This is a genomic window from Pseudochelatococcus lubricantis, assembly GCF_011762225.1.
GTDB lineage: Bacteria > Pseudomonadota > Alphaproteobacteria > Rhizobiales > Beijerinckiaceae > Pseudochelatococcus > Pseudochelatococcus lubricantis.
Genome location: NZ_JAASQI010000003.1, coordinates 353,616 through 370,582, shown reverse-complemented (window position 1 = coordinate 370,582; position 16,967 = coordinate 353,616). Strand labels below are relative to the sequence as shown.

15 protein-coding genes are annotated in these 16,967 nt (G+C 67.1%); 9 read left to right on the top strand and 6 right to left on the bottom strand.

Annotation, left to right across the window (positions count from 1 at the left end; translation table 11 throughout):
* Nucleotides 1-20 precede the first annotated feature (20 nt).
* Together cobO and FHS82_RS08520 are read left to right on the top strand one after the other, a co-directional pair.
* Nucleotides 21-635: a cob(I)yrinic acid a,c-diamide adenosyltransferase gene (cobO, locus tag FHS82_RS08525; RefSeq protein WP_166950934.1), complete on the top strand. Its 615-nt coding sequence runs from the start codon at nt 21-23 to the stop codon at nt 633-635.
* 27 nt (nt 636-662) lie between these two features.
* On the top strand, nt 663-2,105 hold the full coding sequence (locus FHS82_RS08520) for a cobyric acid synthase (protein ID WP_166951448.1): 1,443 nt from the start codon (nt 663-665) through the stop codon (nt 2,103-2,105).
* On the opposite strand, the gene cbiB is transcribed toward FHS82_RS08520, so the two are convergent.
* Nucleotides 2,089-3,066 (bottom strand): adenosylcobinamide-phosphate synthase CbiB, encoded by a 978-nt coding sequence (cbiB, locus tag FHS82_RS08515; RefSeq protein WP_166950307.1) that lies wholly within the window; start codon nt 3,064-3,066, stop codon nt 2,089-2,091. The genes FHS82_RS08520 and cbiB overlap by 17 nt on opposite strands.
* A 69-nt stretch (nt 3,067-3,135) precedes the next feature.
* On the opposite strand from cbiB, the gene cobD reads away from it, so the two are divergent.
* Both cobD and FHS82_RS08505 read left to right on the top strand, forming a co-directional pair.
* Nucleotides 3,136-4,176, top strand: a complete 1,041-nt coding sequence (cobD, locus tag FHS82_RS08510; RefSeq protein ID WP_343042542.1) for a threonine-phosphate decarboxylase CobD — start codon at nt 3,136-3,138, stop codon at nt 4,174-4,176.
* Nucleotides 4,173-4,691: a tyrosine phosphatase family protein gene (locus FHS82_RS08505; RefSeq protein ID WP_343042532.1), complete on the top strand. Its 519-nt coding sequence runs from the start codon at nt 4,173-4,175 to the stop codon at nt 4,689-4,691. The genes cobD and FHS82_RS08505 overlap by 4 nt, the downstream gene beginning before the upstream one ends.
* A gap of 148 nt (nt 4,692-4,839) precedes the next feature.
* Here FHS82_RS08505 and FHS82_RS08500 read toward each other — a convergent pair whose 3' ends face one another.
* From FHS82_RS08500 to FHS82_RS08490, 3 genes are all read right to left on the bottom strand, one after another.
* Nucleotides 4,840-6,729: an ABC transporter transmembrane domain-containing protein gene (locus tag FHS82_RS08500; RefSeq protein WP_208394152.1), complete on the bottom strand. Its 1,890-nt coding sequence runs from the start codon at nt 6,727-6,729 to the stop codon at nt 4,840-4,842.
* Complete coding sequence (locus FHS82_RS08495) at nt 6,726-8,414, bottom strand: ABC transporter ATP-binding protein (protein ID WP_281351109.1); 1,689 nt, start codon at nt 8,412-8,414, stop codon at nt 6,726-6,728. The genes FHS82_RS08500 and FHS82_RS08495 overlap by 4 nt, the downstream gene beginning before the upstream one ends.
* A 213-nt stretch (nt 8,415-8,627) precedes the next feature.
* Nucleotides 8,628-9,389 (bottom strand): IclR family transcriptional regulator domain-containing protein, encoded by a 762-nt coding sequence (locus tag FHS82_RS08490; protein ID WP_166950928.1) that lies wholly within the window; start codon nt 9,387-9,389, stop codon nt 8,628-8,630.
* A 132-nt stretch (nt 9,390-9,521) separates the two neighbouring features.
* On the opposite strand from FHS82_RS08490, the gene FHS82_RS08485 reads away from it, so the two are divergent.
* From FHS82_RS08485 to FHS82_RS08470, 4 genes are all read left to right on the top strand, one after another.
* On the top strand, nt 9,522-10,244 hold the full coding sequence (locus FHS82_RS08485) for a 3-oxoacid CoA-transferase subunit A (RefSeq protein ID WP_166950925.1): 723 nt from the start codon (nt 9,522-9,524) through the stop codon (nt 10,242-10,244).
* Nucleotides 10,241-10,930, top strand: coding sequence for a 3-oxoacid CoA-transferase subunit B (locus FHS82_RS08480; RefSeq protein WP_166950922.1), 690 nt, complete (start codon nt 10,241-10,243; stop codon nt 10,928-10,930). The genes FHS82_RS08485 and FHS82_RS08480 overlap by 4 nt, the downstream gene beginning before the upstream one ends.
* 10 nt (nt 10,931-10,940) lie before the next feature.
* Nucleotides 10,941-12,143 carry a 3-oxoadipyl-CoA thiolase gene (pcaF, locus tag FHS82_RS08475; protein ID WP_166950919.1) on the top strand — a complete coding sequence of 401 codons (1,203 nt, stop codon included), beginning with the start codon at nt 10,941-10,943 and terminating at the stop codon, nt 12,141-12,143.
* A 427-nt stretch (nt 12,144-12,570) separates the two neighbouring features.
* Nucleotides 12,571-13,233: a phosphoribosyltransferase gene (locus FHS82_RS08470; protein WP_166950916.1), complete on the top strand. Its 663-nt coding sequence runs from the start codon at nt 12,571-12,573 to the stop codon at nt 13,231-13,233.
* Nucleotides 13,234-13,553: 320 nt separating this feature from the next.
* Here FHS82_RS08470 and FHS82_RS08465 read toward each other — a convergent pair whose 3' ends face one another.
* Nucleotides 13,554-14,330: a polysaccharide lyase family 7 protein gene (locus FHS82_RS08465; protein WP_166950913.1), complete on the bottom strand. Its 777-nt coding sequence runs from the start codon at nt 14,328-14,330 to the stop codon at nt 13,554-13,556.
* 192 nt (nt 14,331-14,522) lie between these two features.
* Nucleotides 14,523-15,764, bottom strand: coding sequence for an AGE family epimerase/isomerase (locus FHS82_RS08460; protein WP_166950910.1), 1,242 nt, complete (start codon nt 15,762-15,764; stop codon nt 14,523-14,525).
* 470 nt (nt 15,765-16,234) lie between these two features.
* Between FHS82_RS08460 and FHS82_RS08455 the strand changes: the two genes are divergently transcribed.
* On the top strand, nt 16,235-16,879 hold the full coding sequence (locus FHS82_RS08455) for a Crp/Fnr family transcriptional regulator (RefSeq protein ID WP_166950906.1): 645 nt from the start codon (nt 16,235-16,237) through the stop codon (nt 16,877-16,879).
* Nucleotides 16,880-16,967 lie beyond the last annotated feature (88 nt).

The following is a 16,967-nucleotide window of genomic DNA, read 5'->3' as shown; positions in this document are numbered from 1 at the left end:
ACGGATCGGACGAGGTGGGAATGACGGATATCAGCGAGGAACGGGCGCAGCGCCACAAGGCACGGATGCAGAACCGCAAGGCGGTGCAGGATGCGGAAGTCGCCGCAAAGACGGTGGAAAAGGGGCTGCTGATCGTCAACACCGGACCCGGCAAGGGCAAGTCGACAGCGGCCTTCGGGCTGGCGCTGCGCATGCTGGGACACGGCAGGCGGGTCGGCGTGGTACAGTTCATCAAGGGCGTGTGGCAGACGGGCGAGCGCGAGGCGTTCTCCGCGTTCGGCGAGCGCGTCGTCTGGCATACGATGGGCGAGGGCTTCACCTGGGAAACGCAGGACCTGGAGCGCGACATCACCGCCGCGCGCCGGGCGTGGGACAAGGCGCGCGAACTCATCGGCGATCCCGCGCTCAGCCTTGTCGTTCTGGATGAACTGAACATCGCGCTTCGCTACGACTATCTGGACCTCGCCGAGGTGGTCGACACGCTGCGGAACCGGCGGGACGATCTGCATGTCGTCGTGACGGGACGCAACGCCAAGCCCGAGCTGATAGCGGCTGCCGATCTGGTGACGGAGATGGGCGCCGTCAAGCACCATTTCGCCGCCGGTGTGAAAGCGCAGCCAGGAATCGAGTTCTGACGGATGGCGAGGCAGGCCCGCGCGTTGATGTTTCAGGGCACGGGGTCGGACGTGGGCAAATCGCTCATCGTCGCCGGGCTGGCGCGGGCGCTTGCCAATCGCGGACTGAGCGTGAGGCCGTTCAAGCCGCAGAACATGTCGAACAACGCGGCGGTGACGGCCGACGGCGGCGAGATCGGCCGCGCGCAGGCGCTGCAGGCGCGCGCCGCCCGCGTGCCGCCGGGCGTCCACATGAATCCGGTGTTGCTGAAGCCGCAGAGCGAGACCGGCTCGCAGGTCATCGTGCAGGGGCAGGTGTTCGCCAGCGCCGACGCGCGGCGCTATCAGGGGCTCAAGGCGACGTTGCTGCCCTATGTGCTCGACAGCTTCCGGCGGCTGGCGGGCGAGGCGGACATCGTGCTGGTGGAGGGGGCGGGCAGTGCTTCCGAGGTCAACCTGCGCGCGAACGACATCGCCAACATGGGCTTCGCTGCGGCCACGGAAACGCCGGTGGTGTTGATCGGCGATATCGACCGGGGTGGCGTCATCGCAAGCCTCGTCGGCACGCGGGCGGTGCTTGATCCGGCGGATGCCGCGCTGATCCGGGGCTTCATCGTCAATCGGTTTCGCGGCGATCCGGCGCTGTTCGCGGCGGGCATGGACCTGATCGCGGCGCGCACCGGCTGGCGGGCGTTCGGGCTCGTGCCCCACTTCGCCGATGCGCGGCGGCTGCCGGCGGAGGATGCGCTTGCGCTGGAGCGGGGCGAGGGCGCACGGGCCGGCGGCGGGCGCATCAGGATCGCCGTGCCGATCCTGCCGCACGTCTCCAATTTTGACGACCTCGACCCGCTGGAGGCGGAGCCGGACGTCGATCTCGTGCGCGTGTTTCCCGGTTCCGCCATTCCCGGCGACGCGCGGCTGGTGCTGCTGCCCGGGTCGAAGGCCACGGTCGCCGGGTTGCGGGCGCTGCGCGCGGCGGGCTTCGACATCGATATCGCCGCCCATGCGCGCCGGGGCGGCTTCGTGCTCGGCCTATGCGGCGGCTACCAGATGCTCGGGCGCGTCATTGACGATCCGGGAATCGAGGGGCCGCCGGAACGGATCGCGGGGCTGGGCCTGCTCGACGTCGCCACCCGTCTCGCGCCGCAGAAGCAGCTCGGCCTCGTGGCCGGTGAAAGCCGCGACGGCGTGCGGCTCGGCGGTTACGAGATGCATATGGGCGTGAGCGAGGGGCCCGACGCCACGCGGCCCTTCGCGCGTCTGGACGACGGGCGCCCGGACGGAGCGGTGTCGGCGGACGGGCGCATCTTCGGCAGCTATGTGCATGGGCTGTTCGCGCACGATGCCCAGCGCGCCGCATGGCTGGCACGGCTTGGCGGCACGAGCGCCGGCGAGGACTACGCGGCGGGCGTCGAGCGGGTGCTCGACGGGCTCGCGGCGCATCTGGAGGCGCATCTCGACATCGACGGGCTGCTCAGCCATGCAGCATGAGCAGCGCGGCGGCCAGCGCGAGGGCAGCGATGAACAGCGCATCCGCGAGGCGATAGAGGGCAAGCGCGCGGCGGATGTCGCCGGCTGTGGCGTGCTGCCTGCCGCCGGCGTTCATCCGCGCGTCTTCCACGCGCACGCCGCCGTAGTGGCGCGGCCCTGCCAGAGACACGCCGAGCGCGCCGGCCATCGCGGCCTCCGGCCAGCCAGCGTTGGGTGAACGGTGGTGGCGGGCGTCGCGCAGCACAGCCCGCCATGCATCGCGGGCCGAGGCGCCGGGCGAGAGGGCGGCGGCCGCGACGAGGAGCAGTGCCGTGAGGCGCGAGGCGGGCAGGTTGACGAGATCGTCCAGCCGGGCGGAGGCCCAGCCGAAGGCGCCGTGGCGCGGGGTGCGGTGGCCGATCATGCTGTCGGCGGTGTTGATCGCCTTGTAGACGGCTGCCCCCGGCAGCCCGGCGGCGGCGAGCCAGAAGGCGGGCGCGATGACGCCGTCCGAAAAATTCTCGGCGAGGCTCTCGATGGCGGCACGCGCCACGGCGGCCTCGTCGAGGCTTTCGGGATCGCGGCCGACGATGTGCGCCACGGCCCGGCGTCCGCCGGCAAGGCCCTCGCGGTCGAGCGCGTCGGCGACTGCGGCGACGTGGCCGTGCAGGCTCCGCTGGGCGAGGAGCGTACTGGCGGCGAGCGCGGTGACGAGCAGGCCCACGCCGTCGCCGCACAGGCGCTGGACGGTGAAACCTGCGGCGCCGCTCACCGCGATGAGCGCCAGCAGCGCGGCGACGCCGGCCGCCTTGCGGATGCCGGGCGCGGCACCGTCATGGTTGAGATGCCGGTCGAGCAGGCTTATCAGTGCGCCGATCCACGTCACCGGATGGCCGATGGCGCGGTAGAGGCGATCCGGATAGCCGGCGGCGGCCTCGATGGCGAGCGACAGGAAGGCGAGAATGAACAGGGAGACTTGCACGTGACGCTCCAACCACCGGCGCGCCCGCCGATCGCGGAGAATCAGCCGATCGACGGGCACTCGCCCGGCATAAAGGAAACGGCCGCGTTTGCCGATGCCGTGGCCGACCACGGCGGCAACCTCGCGCGGGCGCGGGCGCTGTTCCCCGATACGCCCGCGCCGTGGCTCGACCTGTCGACCGGCATCAACCCGCATCATTATCCGCTCCGGGCGCTCGGCGCCGAGGTGTTCGCGCGCCTGCCGGAGGAAGCCCGCTGCCGGGAACTCGCGGCGTTGGCCGCCACTGCCTACGGCGCGCCGGGTGCCGCGCAGACCGTGCCGGCGGCGGGCACGCAACTGCTGCTGCCGCTGGTCGCGGGGCTTGTGCCGCCGGGCCGCGCGGCCGTGCTGTCGACCTCCTACGCGGAACACGCCCGCGCGGCGCGCCTCGCCGGCCACGCGGTGACGGAAGCGGAGACGCTCGCGGAGCTGGAGACGGCGGACCTCGCCATCGTCGTCAACCCCAATAATCCCGACGGGCGGGTGGCGGCGCGCGAGGACCTCGCCGCGCTGGGCAGGCGGCTTTCGGCGCGCGGCGGGCTGCTGGTCGTGGACGAGGCGTTCATGGATGTCGGCCCGTCGGGGGCGAGCGTCGCGGGCGACGTGGAGGCGGCGGGAATCGTCGCGCTGCGCTCCTTCGGCAAGTTCTTCGGCCTCGCCGGTGTGCGGCTCGGCTTCGCCCTCGCGCCGCGTGAGCTTGCGCGGCGGCTTTCGGCACGCCTTGGGCCGTGGGCCGTCTCCAGCCCGGCGCTGGAATACGGCCTCGCGGCGCTGGGCGACGCGGACTGGCAGGCGGAGATGCGCGCGCGCCTCGGCGGCGAGGCGCAGCGCCTCGACACGCTGCTGGCGGAGACCGGCCTGCCGGTCGCCGGCGGCACCAGCCTGTTCCGCTATCTGGACGACGTTCCGGCGCAGGAGATATTCACCGCGCTGGGGCGGCGCGGCATCCTCGTGCGTGCCTTCGAGGCGCGGCCGCGCGCCCTGCGTCTCGGCCTTCCCGCAGACGACTCGGCCTTCTTGCGGCTGGCGGACGCCCTGCGCGCATGGCGGGAGGGGACGCGGTCCATATGACGCCGTTGATCCACGTAACGCCGCTATCGCGATTGTCCGAGACGCTGCGGCATTCGGGGGCGGTGTATCGGGTCTCGATGGCCTCGCCGGATGCCGCCGCGTCCCGCGAGGCTGATCGTGGGTCCGGACAGGTGCTGAGGCTCGTCTTCCACGACATCGCGGAGGAGCGGCCGGGGCTCGTCGCGCCGACGGAAGGCGATGTCGCCGCCCTGCTGGATTTCGCGCGACAGTGGGCGGGCCGGGGGGCGCTGGTGATCAACTGCTATGCCGGCATCAGCCGCTCGCCCACCGCCGCCTTCATCGTCGCGGCGGCGCTGCAGCCTGGCCGCGACGAGGCGGAGCTTGCGATGGCGTTGCGCCGGCGCGCGCCGGCGGCGACACCGAACGCGCGGCTGGTGGAACTCGCGGATGCGCTGCTGCAACGGAACGGCCGCATGACCGCCGCCATCCGCGCCATCGGGCGCGGCGTGGACGCCTTCGAGGGCGAGCCCTTCACGTTTCCACACGATGCATGAGCAAATCCGCGCCGAAGCGGCGCTATAGCATTTCGACATTTCATTGAAACGCCGAAATTCTATAAGTTTTTGATATTACGCGCTTTCTTCACGAAAACTGGTATCCACTTTGCTTGAAAACGCTTTAGGAGAAGGCGGATGCCGTGGATCAGTCGACCGGCTGCGTCTGTGACCGGTCGAGCCGCCAGTAATGACCACGGCGGGCGATGAGCGCGTCGTGCGTGCCCTGTTCAAGGACGTCGCCGTTTTCCATGTAGACGATCAGATCCGCGTCGCGGATGGTCGAGAGGCGGTGCGCGATCACGAAGCTGGTACGGCCGCTCCGCAGCCGCGCCATTGCCCGCTGCACCAGCAGCTCCGTGCGGGTATCGACGGAACTGGTGGCCTCGTCGAGAATGAGCACGACGGGCTTCGCGAGAAAGGCGCGGGCGATCGTGAGAAGCTGGCGCTGACCGACGCTGAGGCCGCTGCCGTTCTCGTCGATGGACGTGTCGTAGCCCTGCGGCAGCGTGCGGACGAAATCATCGACATGGCAGGTGCGCGCGGCTTCGAGAATCTCGTCCTCGGTGGCGCCCTCCCGGCCGTAGGCGATGTTCTCTCGGATCGTGCCGCTGAACAGCCAGGCGTCCTGCAACACCATGCCGAAGTGCCGGCGCAGGCCCTCCCGGCTCATGGCGCGGATGTCGACGCCGTCGAGCGTGATGGTGCCGGCGTCGATCTCGTAGAAGCGCATCAGCAGGTTGACCAGCGTCGTCTTGCCGGCGCCGGTCGGTCCGACGATGGCCACGGTCTGGCCCGGCAACGCCTCCAGGCTGACGTTCTCGAAAAGCGGCACGGACGGATCGTAGCGGAAACGGACGCGATCGAACACGACATGCCCCTTCGCGCCCTCGATCTCCGCGGGTGTAGCGGGATCGGGGGCGAGTTCCGGCGCGTCCAGAAGCTCGAAGACGCGCTCTGCCGAGGCGGCGGCCGATTGCAGGATGGAGGCCATGCCGGAAACCTGCGACATGGGCTGGTTGAGCTGGCGCGTATACTGGATGAAGGATTGCAGCGCGCCGATGGTCAGCGCGCCCGCGGCCACCCGCAGCGCACCGCCGATGACAACGGCGATGAACGTCAGGTTGCCCATGAACATGATCGCCGGCTGGATCACGCCGGACAGGAACTGCGCAAGGAAGGCGTTGTCGCGCAGCGCCCCGTTACTTGTTTCGAACCGCTCGCGCGCCTGCTGCCGGTGCCCGAACACCTTCATCAGCGTGTGGCCGGTGTAGTTTTCCTCGACCTCGCCGTTCAGCACGCCGGTCCAGCGCCATTGGGCCACGAAATGCGGCTGCGACAGGCGCGCCAGCCAGCGGGCGATCACCAGCGACACGGTGAGGCTGGTCACGGCGGCGAGCGTGAGCAGCGGCGAGAGCACAAGCATCATCGCGAGCACGCCGATCACATGCAGCACAGACATCAGTAACTGGCTGAGAAGCTGCTGCAGGCTTTGGCTGACGTTGTCGATGTCGTTGGTGACACGGCTCAGCACCTCGCCGTGGGGCTGGCGGTCGAACCACGCGAGCGGCAGCCGGCCGAGCTTTTCCTCCGCCTGCTGGCGCAGCGCCCGGCTCAGTTTCTGCACCACGGCGTTCGTGAGCCACGCCTGCCGCCAGTTGGCCGCCGCCGCCGCGATCTGTAGCAACGTGGTGATGCCGAGCAGTTGCGCCAGACGGAGGAAGTCGATTTCCGCCGAGGCGGAGATGGCGTTGACGACGAGATCGGTCGCGCGCCCCAGCAGCCACGGACCCAGCACGCCGAACAGGACGCTGACGGCGGTGCAGGCGAGGATGACGGCGAGCCTCAGCCGGTCGCCATCGAGCAGGAGGCGGCCGAGACGGCGGATCGAGCCGGCGAAATCCTGCGCCCGCGCGCCCGCGCCTGCCTGCGCGGCTGCGCCGGGGCCCATGCGCGGCCCCATCCGCTGCCCGGGCGCGGCATCGGCCCCCGGGGTGGTGGCGCGCGACAGGTCCGTGTGGCGTCCGGCCGCCGTCACGACGAGGCCTCGCCGGCGCGCTGCTGCGAGGCGACGATCTCGCGATAGGCCGCGCAATCGGCCATCAGCTCATCGTGGCTTCCCGTGCCGATGATCGTGCCGCGGTCGAGCACGAGAATGCGGTTCGCGTGCCGTAGCGAGCTGACGCGCTGGCCGACGATCAGCGTCGCCGCTTCCGGGCCTGTCTCCCGCGCCAGCGCCGCGCGCAGCCGGGCGTCGGTCGTGTAGTCGAGCGCGGAGAAGCTGTCGTCGAAGAGATAGATGGACGGCCGGCGCACCAGCGCCCGCGCGATGGTGAGGCGCTGCCGCTGGCCGCCGGAGAAATTGCCGCCGCCCTGCGCCACGGGGGCCTGCAGGCCCTGCGGCAGCGCGGCCACGAAGTCCTTCGCCTGCGCGATCTCCAGCGCGTGCCAGAGGTCGCCGTCGTCAGCCTCCGCGCGGCCATAGCGCAGATTGTCCGCGACGGTGCCCGAGAAGAGGAAGCTCTCCTGCGGCACCAGGCCGATCAGGCTCCAGAGCGTCGCGAGTTCGAGATCGCGCACGTCGACCCCGTTGACCAGCACGCTGCCGGCGCTGACGTCGAACAGGCGGGGAATGAGATTGACGAGCGTGCTCTTGCCGGCGCCGGTGGCGCCGATCACCGCGACTGTCTCGCCTGGACCGATCCGGAAGCTGACATCCCGGAGCACCGGCGCCTGCGCTCCCGGATAGGCGAAGCTTACGTCGACGAACGCGATCTCGCCCCGCTGCAGCGCGGGCGCGGCGAGCGGCTTCGGCACGGCTGGCTCGGCCACCGACGGCACGGTCTGCAACACCTCGCGGATGCGCCGCCCGCTGACGAGCGCGCGCGGCGCCATGGCGAACAGCATCGACGCGATCATCACCGATATCAGCACCTGCGCGATGTAGGAGATGAAGGCGACCAGCGAGCCGACCTCCATGGCGCCGGCGGCGATGCGGTGCGCCGCGAACCACACCATCGCGATGCTGGAAAGCTGCATGACGATGTTGGCCGCCGGCATGTTGAGCGCCATCAGCCGCCCGACCCGCAACGCGGTGTCGGTCAGCGCGTCGTTGGCGCCGGCGAAGCGCTCGCGCTCATGCGTGTCGCGCACGAAGGCGCGGATGACGCGCAGCCCCGTGATCTGCTCGCGCAGGATCTGGTTCACCCGGTCGATCTGCACCTGCATGCGGGAGAACAGCGGCACGCTGCGCACCGTCAGCACGCCGACGACGATCCCGAGCACGGGCACGCTCACCAGCAGCAACAGCGAGAGATGCGTGTCCTGACGGATCGCCATGACGACCGCGCCGACGCCCATGATCGGCGCGGTCATCACCATCGTCAACAGCATCACCAGCATGGCCTGCAACTGCTGCACGTCGTTGGTGGTGCGCGTGATGAGCGATGGTGCGCCGAAGGCGCGCAGCTCCGTGAGCGAGAAATTCTGCACGCGGGCGAATACCGCCGAGCGCAGATCCCGGCCGAAGCCGATGGCGATGCGCGCGCCGAGCCATGCCGTACCGGTGGCGAACAGGATCTGTACCGCCGCCGCGCCCAGCATCACGACGCTCATGCGCAGGATGTAGGCGTGGTCGCCGCTGAGGATGCCGCGATCGATGATGTCGGCGCTGAGGCTCGGCAACAGCAGGACGGCGACGGACTGCCCGACCTGACAAAGCAGAAGCAGCAGCGCTGCCCCCCGATAGGGAGCCAGAAGCTCAAGCCATGGTGCGACCCGGTTCGTGATCTTGCCGCCTCTTCCTGAAATCCACGGAGCCCATGAAATCCACGGAACCCATGCGCCAACGACGCCGCTGCCGTTTCATCACGTACGATCGTCCCGGCACGCTCGTCAAGTGGGGCGGGGCGGCGTCTTCCCGCGCCGCCTCCGTTGTCAGCGCAGGACTTTCCGGATTTCGGCCTGAAGGCGCCGCAGGGCCGGCAGGTAGCGTGTCACGAGGCCGTCGACGCCCTCGGCGAGGGCGGGCAGGCCGAGGTTGACGGCCGCCACGGTGATGCCGCGCGCGTTGAGCAGCGGAACGGCGAGGGAGCGCAGCCCCATTTCCACCTCCTGATCGATGGCGGCATAGCCCTGCTCGCGCGCCAAAGCGACCCGTGCCATCACTTCCGCGATACCGGTCGCGGTCAGCGGCGTGCGGGCCGGGAGCGGCCGGGCCGCGAGCCGCCGCCGCGCCTCGTCCTCCGGCAGCGCGGCGAGCAGCACCCGGCCCATCGAGGTGCAATAGGCGGGAAGGCGCGAACCGGGCATCAGCGAGATCGACATCACCTTCCGCTGCGCCGCGCGGGCGACATAGACGATCTCGTCCCCGTCGAGAATCGAAACGGAGGTGCTTTCCCCGAGTTCGTCGGAGAGCCTGTCGAGCCACGGCTGCACGACCTGCGGCAGCGGCATCGCCGCAAGGCACGCGGTGCCCAGCCGCAGCACGCGCGGCGTGAGCGTGAAGAACTTCCCGTCATAGTCCGCGTAGCCGAGCTGAACCAGCGTCAGCAGGCAGCGGCGCGCCGTGGCCCTGTCAAGGCCGCTCGCCGCCGCAACCCCGGCGATGGACTGGCGGGGCAGGTCCGTCGTGAAGGTCTCGATGACGGCAAGCCCCTTGGCGAGGCCGCCCATGGTGTCGCGCTGGCTGATGGTCATGGCGGGCTCTGTGCGATATACGAACAAATAACGTATATCGCACGAATGGCATTGCCGTCCAGTCCGGCCGCGCCTAATCCTTGTTGCCGGCAACCGCCCGGCGTCTGGCCCGGGCGGCGCGGAGGAGTTCGGATGGACAAGACAATCGAGAGCGTCGCCGAGGCCGTGGCCGGCATCGGCGACGGGGCTGTGGTGATGATCGGCGGCTTCGGCGGTTCGGGCGCGCCGATCGAGCTGATGCACGCCCTGATCGACCGCCACAGGCAGACCGGCAGTCCGAAGGGGCTCACGGTCGTCAACAACAACGCCGGCAATGGCCATGTCGGCCTCGCAGCACTGATCGAGGCGGGGATGGTGGCCAAGCTCGTCTGCTCCTTTCCCCGTTCGGCCGACCCGCGGGTCTTCACCGAAAAGTATCTCGCGGGCGAGATAGAGCTGGAGCTGGTGCCGCAGGGCACGCTCGCCGAGCGCATCCGCGCGGGCGGGGCGGGCATCCCGGCCTTCTACACGCCGACCTCCTACGGCACGCAGCTCGCGCAGGGCAAGCCGGTGGCGGAGTTCGAGGGGCGCCCCTACGTGCAGGAGCGCTGGCTCAAGGCCGATTTCGCGCTGATCAAGGCGCATGTCGCCGACCGGCACGGCAACCTCACCTACAACAAGGCGGCGCGCAACTTCAATCCGCTGATGTGCATGGCGGCGCGCGAGACGATCGTCCAGGCGGCGCAGGTCGTGCCGGCTGGCGGGATCGACCCGGAACACGTCGTCACGCCCGGCATCTTCGTGAACCGCGTGGTCGAGGTGCCGGAACCGCAACAGGAAGAACTGCTCAACCGCGCCGGAGCGACCTACCCATGACCGGAACGACACACGACGACATCAAGCTTTCCAACGCGCAGATCGCCTGGCGCGCGGCGCAGGACATCGCCGACGGCGCCTATGTGAACCTCGGCATCGGCCTGCCGGAGGCGGTTGCCCGCTACCAGCCGCCGGGCCGCGAGGCGATCTTCCACACCGAGAACGGCATCCTGAACTTCGGCGAGGCGCCGCCGGAGGGGCAGGAGGACTGGGACCTGATCAACGCCGGCAAGAAGGCCGTGACGCTGAAGCCCGGCGCGGCCTTCTTCCACCACGCCGACAGCTTCGCCATGGTGCGTGGCGGGCATCTGGACGTCGCCATCCTCGGCGCCTATCAGGTGGCGCAGAACGGCGACCTCGCGAACTGGAGCGTCGGCGCCAGGGGCGTGCCCGCCGTGGGCGGCGCGATGGACCTCGTGCACGGCGCCAAGCGCGTGGCGGTCCTGACCGAACACGTCACGAAGAAGGGCGAGCCCAAGCTCGTGGAGCGCTGCGCCCTGCCGCTGACCGGCGTGGGCTGCGTGACGCGCGTCTATACGAGCCTCGCGGTGATCGACATCGAGAACGGCCGCTTTATGCTGCGCGAGAAGCTGCCGGCCATCGGCCTTGAGGAGCTGCAGTCGCTGACCGGCGCGGAACTTGCCGTCGACGGGACGGTGGCTGATCTGATCGTACCGGAATTTTGAGGAGATCGCGATGAGCGAGGCATTTATCTGTGACTACATCCGCACGCCCATCGGCCGTTTCGGCGGGGCGCTGTCCACTGTGCGCGCCGACGATCTCGGGGCTGTCCCGCTCAGGGCGCTGGTCGAGCGCCACCCGCAGGTGGACTGGGAAGCCGTCGACGACGTCATCTTCGGCTGCGCCAACCAGGCGGGCGAGGACAACCGCAACGTCGCCCGCATGGCGCTGCTGCTGGCGGGGCTGCCGGTCGCCGTGCCCGGCACCACCATAAACCGGCTCTGCGGCTCCGGCATGGATGCGGTGACAGCGGCGGCCCGGGCCATCAAGGCGGGCGAGGCGGAACTGCTGATCGCCGGCGGCGTGGAAAGCATGTCGCGCGCGCCCTTCGTGCTGCCGAAGGCCGAGACCGCTTTTTCCCGCCACGCGGAAATCCACGACACCACCATCGGCTGGCGCTTCGTCAACCCGTTGATGAAAGCGCAGTACGGCGTCGATTCCATGCCCGAGACCGGCGAGAACGTCGCGGAGGACTTTTCGGTGAGCCGCGTGGATCAGGATGCGTTCGCGGTGCGCTCGCAGGCCAAGGCGGCGGCGGCGCAGGAGAACGGCCGCCTGGCGAGGGAAATCGTGCCGGTGACGATCCCGCAGCGCAAGGGCGAGCCGATCGTGGTGGCGAAGGACGAGCATCCGCGCGCCACGACGCTGGAGGCGTTGGCGAAGCTGTCTACGCCGTTCCGCAAGGGCGGCTCGGTGACGGCGGGCAACGCCTCCGGTGTGAACGACGGGGCAGCAGCGCTGATCATCGCCAGCGCGGAGGCGGCGGCCCGGTATGGCCTTACGCCCGTCGCGCGCGTTCTGGGCGGCGCCACGGCGGGTGTGCCGCCGCGCATCATGGGCATCGGCCCGGCGCCGGCCTCGAAGAAGCTGCTGGCGCGGCTCGGCCTTTCCGTGGCGGATTTCGATGTGATCGAGCTGAACGAGGCGTTCGCCAGCCAGGGGCTCGCGACGCTGCGCGACCTCGGCATCGCCGACGACGACGTGCGGGTGAACCCGAACGGCGGCGCCATCGCGCTCGGCCATCCGCTCGGCATGTCCGGCGCGCGCATCACCGGCACGGCGGCGCTGGAGCTGTCGCTCAACGGCGGCCGGCGCTCGCTGTCCACCATGTGCATCGGCGTGGGGCAGGGCATTGCCATCGCTCTGGAGCGGGTGTGACCATCACCGTCCACCGGTCAATGGCGAAGCCGCGCCCATGAACAGGCTCCCCCGCCGCGCACCCGAGCGGCGGGAGGGCGCCGACGAAACGGAAGCTCCCCTGATGCTGCAAACCATCTTGCCGCCCCTTTTTGGGGCGGTTTCGATTCCGTGCTACTTCGATCAAATGGAACAGGTCATCTGTACTCGATGATGTAAGTGCGACAGTTTCCTCGACAGGCTGAATGCCGGGAACCGGGTGGAATAGGGCGCGCAACGGCAGTTGATGCCGGTCAAGGTATGCCGTTCCGGGGCGCTATATCTTGAAGATGCGAACAGGAGAGGGCCATCTCCGCCGATATGGAAGCGGTGATCGCGCTCGCCGCCGACCGGTTCAGGGCCCATCTCGCAGCTCTCGCGCCCGGTGGCGCATAACCCGGATACCGCCATGCCGTTCATCGATCGCATCGACGCCGGCCGGAAACTCGCCCGGGCGCTAGCGCGCTTCAAGGCGCAAAAGCCGGTCGTGCTGGCCCTGCCGCGCGGAGGCGTGCCCGTCGCCGCCGAAATAGCCACCGCGCTCGACGCGCCGCTCGACCTTATTCTCGTGCGCAAGATCGGCACGCCCTTCCAGCCCGAACTCGCCATGGGCGCTGTGGTGGACGGCCCGGCGCCCCTGACCGTGCGTAACGAAGACGTCATCCTCGCGAACGGCGTGAGCGAGCGGGAGTTCAACGAGGTGCGCGACCGCGAGCTGGCGGAAATCGTGCGCCGCCGCGAACGCTATCTCGGCCGGCGCACGCGCGCGGAAACAAGGGGACGCACAGCCATCGTCGTCGACGACGGCATCGCGACGGGGGCGACTACGCGCGCTGCGCTGCAGGCCGTGCAGGCGCGCCATCCCGCCATGGTCGTGCTGGCCGTGCCGGTCGCGCCGACGGACGTGCTGGCACAGCTGCGCTCCGAGGCGGACGAGGTCGTCTGCCTGGAAGATCACGAGGATTTCGGCGCAATCGGCTATTTCTACAGAAACTTCGACCAGGTGTCCGACGAGGAGGTCATCAGATTGCTTGCCGAGCACCCCGCCGCGCCGCCCGCGGCCGCCGGCTGAAACGAACCCCGGAACCGCGAACGCGGCGGTCCCGTGCAGGCTTTGCTTAAAACAATTCCGGCAAGAACGGGCGCCGTTTTTGTATCCGAAAGTGTTTAGAAACAAAAACATAGCCCATTTTTGCGTTTCAACGAAACGTATAAATAGTCACTAGATCATGTCAGCATTTCAACGAAACGCTTACATGATCTAAATCTTTGATTTTGAGCGAATTCTGATCGATCAAATGATTCAATTTGATCGGAACGCGCTCTAACAGCCTCTGGACACTGCACGGGCGTGGCCGGTTGCCGATGAGCCACGCTCATCGGGCTTGGGTATCAGGCGGGAAAGTCGCCCTCGGGAACGCCGATCAGTTCCGGGATCTTGTTGGCATCATGGCTGATGTCGAGCTGGTAGAAGGAAACCTGCCCCGCGCCGCGGCCGGAATCCGAGTTGACGCCGAGATAGGCGCCGGCCTTGAAGTAAAGCTCGTCGTCTTGCCACACCTTGTTGATCTTGGTGATGGACTTGTATTCCTTGCCGTCGGCGTAGACGCGCACGTCGAGCACATCGCCGGAGACGTCGATCCGGTAGGAGAAGCGCTCGTTCAGCGACACGTCGGGGGTATCCCCGTTCTCGTCCCGAAGCTGGAACTTCGTTTCCTTGTTCTTGGAACCGGCACGGTCGTTGATGAAATAAATATCCTCGTTGTCCCAGTAGATCCGGACAAGCTCGTCGTCCTCGCCGTGGACCTGACCGACGATCAGCCGGCCGGCATCGCCGTTGGTCTTGATCGGCGCCTGATCGACTTCCAGCGTCGCAGCCATATGGCCGCCCTCGTCGGTCGTCCAGCCGGCAACGCGGCCGTTGTCCATTTCACGCAGTTCCGAGCGCACATATTTGGAGCCGCTGGTGGTCGCACCCTTGACCGGCGCGTAGAACACCATCGCACCGTCGTCGGCGGTATAGAAGTATTTGGAGTTCTCATAGTTGACGAGGTTCTTGACCTCATAAGCCTTGCCGCTGGCGGAGCCCTTGCTGTTGACGGGCAATGTGATTTTCCAGTCGGTAAGATCGAAGTTGACGCCGGGCGCCACGTCGGGAATCAAGCTCATATATATTCACCCCTTTTCGGGAAGTAACACAGCGTTACATCTTCGCTGTGCAATTCAAATAAAGAATCGCACGTTGTATTATATCATATAAATATTATATTTGCATGACAAATAATGTATTATCTGTCAATTTGGCTTTTCATTTTTTCGTTTGAAAGCAAGAAAGTTTAATTTCCTTACATTTAGGCCAATTCAGGCATATTCTTCCCTGCTATCGACATAGCGCTGCAGTTCGCCGATCGCGCAGATGATGTGATAGAGGGAACTGCCGGGCGCATCGCCGGCGGCGAAGCTGCCGTCCTCCAGCATCACGTCGTGCCACAACCCGGCCACCGGCGTTTGCAGATAGGACATCAGGGTGCCGGCGGCATCGAGCGCGAATTTCTCCGCGCGCCACCTGTCCGGCCCCTGCGAGCGCCGTGCCACGGCGAGCCAGGCCTTGAGGCGCTCGGTCTGCGGCCAGAGGCGGGCCTTGCCGTCGGAAGCCGAACCGTCCGACCACACCTCGTTGACCGCGACCCGGCGCAACGGGTCGTAGCCGTGCGTCTCGGCAAAGCCGACCATGCCCAGAGGGAACGCGCCGGCGTCGCCGCCGGTCAGCGCTTCCCAGCGCATCAGCAGCCACGCCCATTCGTAGTTGTGTCCGGGCTCGACACGGCACCGCCCGGCGTCCTCGACGGGCGTCCAGTCCGCGCCGAATGTCTCGCGCAGTATTCCGCGCTCCCTGTCGACGAAACGCGACAGGAACAGCGCCACGACCGTGTCCGCGAGTTCGCGCCAGCGGGGATCGGGATCGAGCGGAAGCCAGGCGAGCGACGCCTCCAGAAGATGCATGTGCGGGTTGGAGCGCAGCGGGAAGGGCTTGTCGAGGCGGTCGACGAAGCCGCCATCAGCGTGGGCGAAGCGTTCCACGACCGACTGCCGCAGCAGCCGCGCGCGCTCCACGATATCGGGATCGCGCAGCAGGCGCCAGGCATGCGCATGGGCAAAGAGCAGGAAGGCCTGGTCGTAGAGGTCGAAGCCGATATCGGACACGCTGTCGTCGGCGGCGAGCGTATGGAACAGGAAACCGCCGGCGCTGGTGTGGAGCGCGAGGAAGCGGCAGCCATGGCGGACGCCGGCCTCCGCGGCCAACCTGTTCCAGCCCAGTTCGGCCGCCTCGCACATCGCGTAGACCTGGCGCGCGGTGACACGCACCCGCCGCGGGCCGGGCGCGCCCCGGCCGCGGGCGGACAGCGTCTCGGCGTAGCCGCCGCGCGCATGGTCGGCGCCGACGGTCGACCAAAGCGGCAGGATCTGCTCGAACAGAACCTTGCGGTAAAGGCCAAGCGTTTCCTTCAGCTCTGTTGTATCCCGCAGTTCTTCACCGGCAATGAGAGAGCCGTTGGCAACGGACGCCGTGTCGGGTTTCATGTCACTGTAGGTAACATTCATGTGATCTCAACTCCCGCGACAGCCAGTTGCTTGCGTCTATGGCATATCTCTCTATAACAACATACTTACACATTATGTATTCAGTCATTAACATATGTTAAGCAACATTCTTGAAATAATTCGTCACAATATTTTATTAAAAAAAGTTAATTATAATCTTGAATGCACCTGCCTGAACGTGCTTATCTAGAATAAAGCTGCTCACAGAACGTGTAGAGAAGCCGGCCCATTGTTAACTCCGGGTTGGTTTTCAGATGAACTGACTGGCAGCTTTCGAACCCTAAATAACAGAGATTGTTGGGAGAAAACGTTCGACGCTGCTCTGCGGAAGCAGAAGAAGGGCTGCGATAGCATCGTCGCCGATAATCGTCGTCGTGTCGCCGGTTCGAGGGTCAGGAGCATGCGCTGTAACCGGAGGCTTTAAGATGTGCGCATGTATTTCACCGTTTATCAGCCGCCTGCAAGGGTTGATGCAACCCTTTGACATCCGCCGCGATTCCCTTGGCGACCTCCCGGTGAAGAGCATCTACTTCCCGAAGGGCGCAGAGATACAGGCGGTGGGTTCAGTCAGCCGGCAGTTCGCGGTGGTGGGCGACGGCATTGCGATGCGCTACCGCCTGCTGAGCGACGGCGGGCGGCAGATTATTATGTTTCTAATGCCCGGCGACGCCTGCAACACCAATTTCTATAACGTCGCGCCGCTAGACTATGCTGTCGCGGCGGTAACGCCGGTGCGCATCGACCGCATCGAGTATAGCCCCATGCTCGCGCTGGTGAAGGACTATCCCGAGGTCAACCAGGCGCTGTGGCTGATGGCGAGTCGGCAAGAAGCGATCATGCGCGACTGGATCACCAGTCTCGGCCGTTGCGACGCCCGGCGGCGCGTCGCCATCCTGCTGCGGGAACTGGTTCAACGCCTGCGCGAAAGCGGCGAGGAGTCCTTGCCGGTCCCCATTCCGATCACGCAGTCTCTTCTGGCGGATGCGGTGGGCGTGACGCCAATCCATTTCAACCGCGTCATCAATGAGCTGGGCAAGATGCAGATATTGACGACGCGGCGCGGCACGATCTTCGTCAGCGACACGGAAGCACTTTCGGAGATGGCAACATATTAATATAAGCCCCCTTTACGTCAAACAACGTTTGGCATTTTTGCAACATATGAAGGTGTTTCAGCGTTAATTTACGGAAATCAGACTAAAG

What these genes read in the sequence shown, in the direction of transcription:
- cobO (WP_166950934.1), top strand. Translation starts at nt 21, where the DNA reads ATGACGGATATCAGCGAGGAACGGGCGCAGCGCCACAAGGCACGGATG.
- FHS82_RS08520 (WP_166951448.1), top strand. Translation starts at nt 663, where the DNA reads ATGTTTCAGGGCACGGGGTCGGACGTGGGCAAATCGCTCATCGTCGCC.
- FHS82_RS08505 (WP_343042532.1), top strand. Translation starts at nt 4,173, where the DNA reads ATGACGCCGTTGATCCACGTAACGCCGCTATCGCGATTGTCCGAGACG.
- FHS82_RS08490 (WP_166950928.1), bottom strand. Translation starts at nt 9,389, where the DNA reads ATGACCATCAGCCAGCGCGACACCATGGGCGGCCTCGCCAAGGGGCTT.
- FHS82_RS08485 (WP_166950925.1), top strand. Translation starts at nt 9,522, where the DNA reads ATGGACAAGACAATCGAGAGCGTCGCCGAGGCCGTGGCCGGCATCGGC.
- FHS82_RS08480 (WP_166950922.1), top strand. Translation starts at nt 10,241, where the DNA reads ATGACCGGAACGACACACGACGACATCAAGCTTTCCAACGCGCAGATC.
- pcaF (WP_166950919.1), top strand. Translation starts at nt 10,941, where the DNA reads ATGAGCGAGGCATTTATCTGTGACTACATCCGCACGCCCATCGGCCGT.
- FHS82_RS08470 (WP_166950916.1), top strand. Translation starts at nt 12,571, where the DNA reads ATGCCGTTCATCGATCGCATCGACGCCGGCCGGAAACTCGCCCGGGCG.
- FHS82_RS08465 (WP_166950913.1), bottom strand. Translation starts at nt 14,330, where the DNA reads ATGAGCTTGATTCCCGACGTGGCGCCCGGCGTCAACTTCGATCTTACC.
- FHS82_RS08460 (WP_166950910.1), bottom strand. Translation starts at nt 15,764, where the DNA reads ATGAATGTTACCTACAGTGACATGAAACCCGACACGGCGTCCGTTGCC.
- FHS82_RS08455 (WP_166950906.1), top strand. Translation starts at nt 16,235, where the DNA reads ATGCAACCCTTTGACATCCGCCGCGATTCCCTTGGCGACCTCCCGGTG.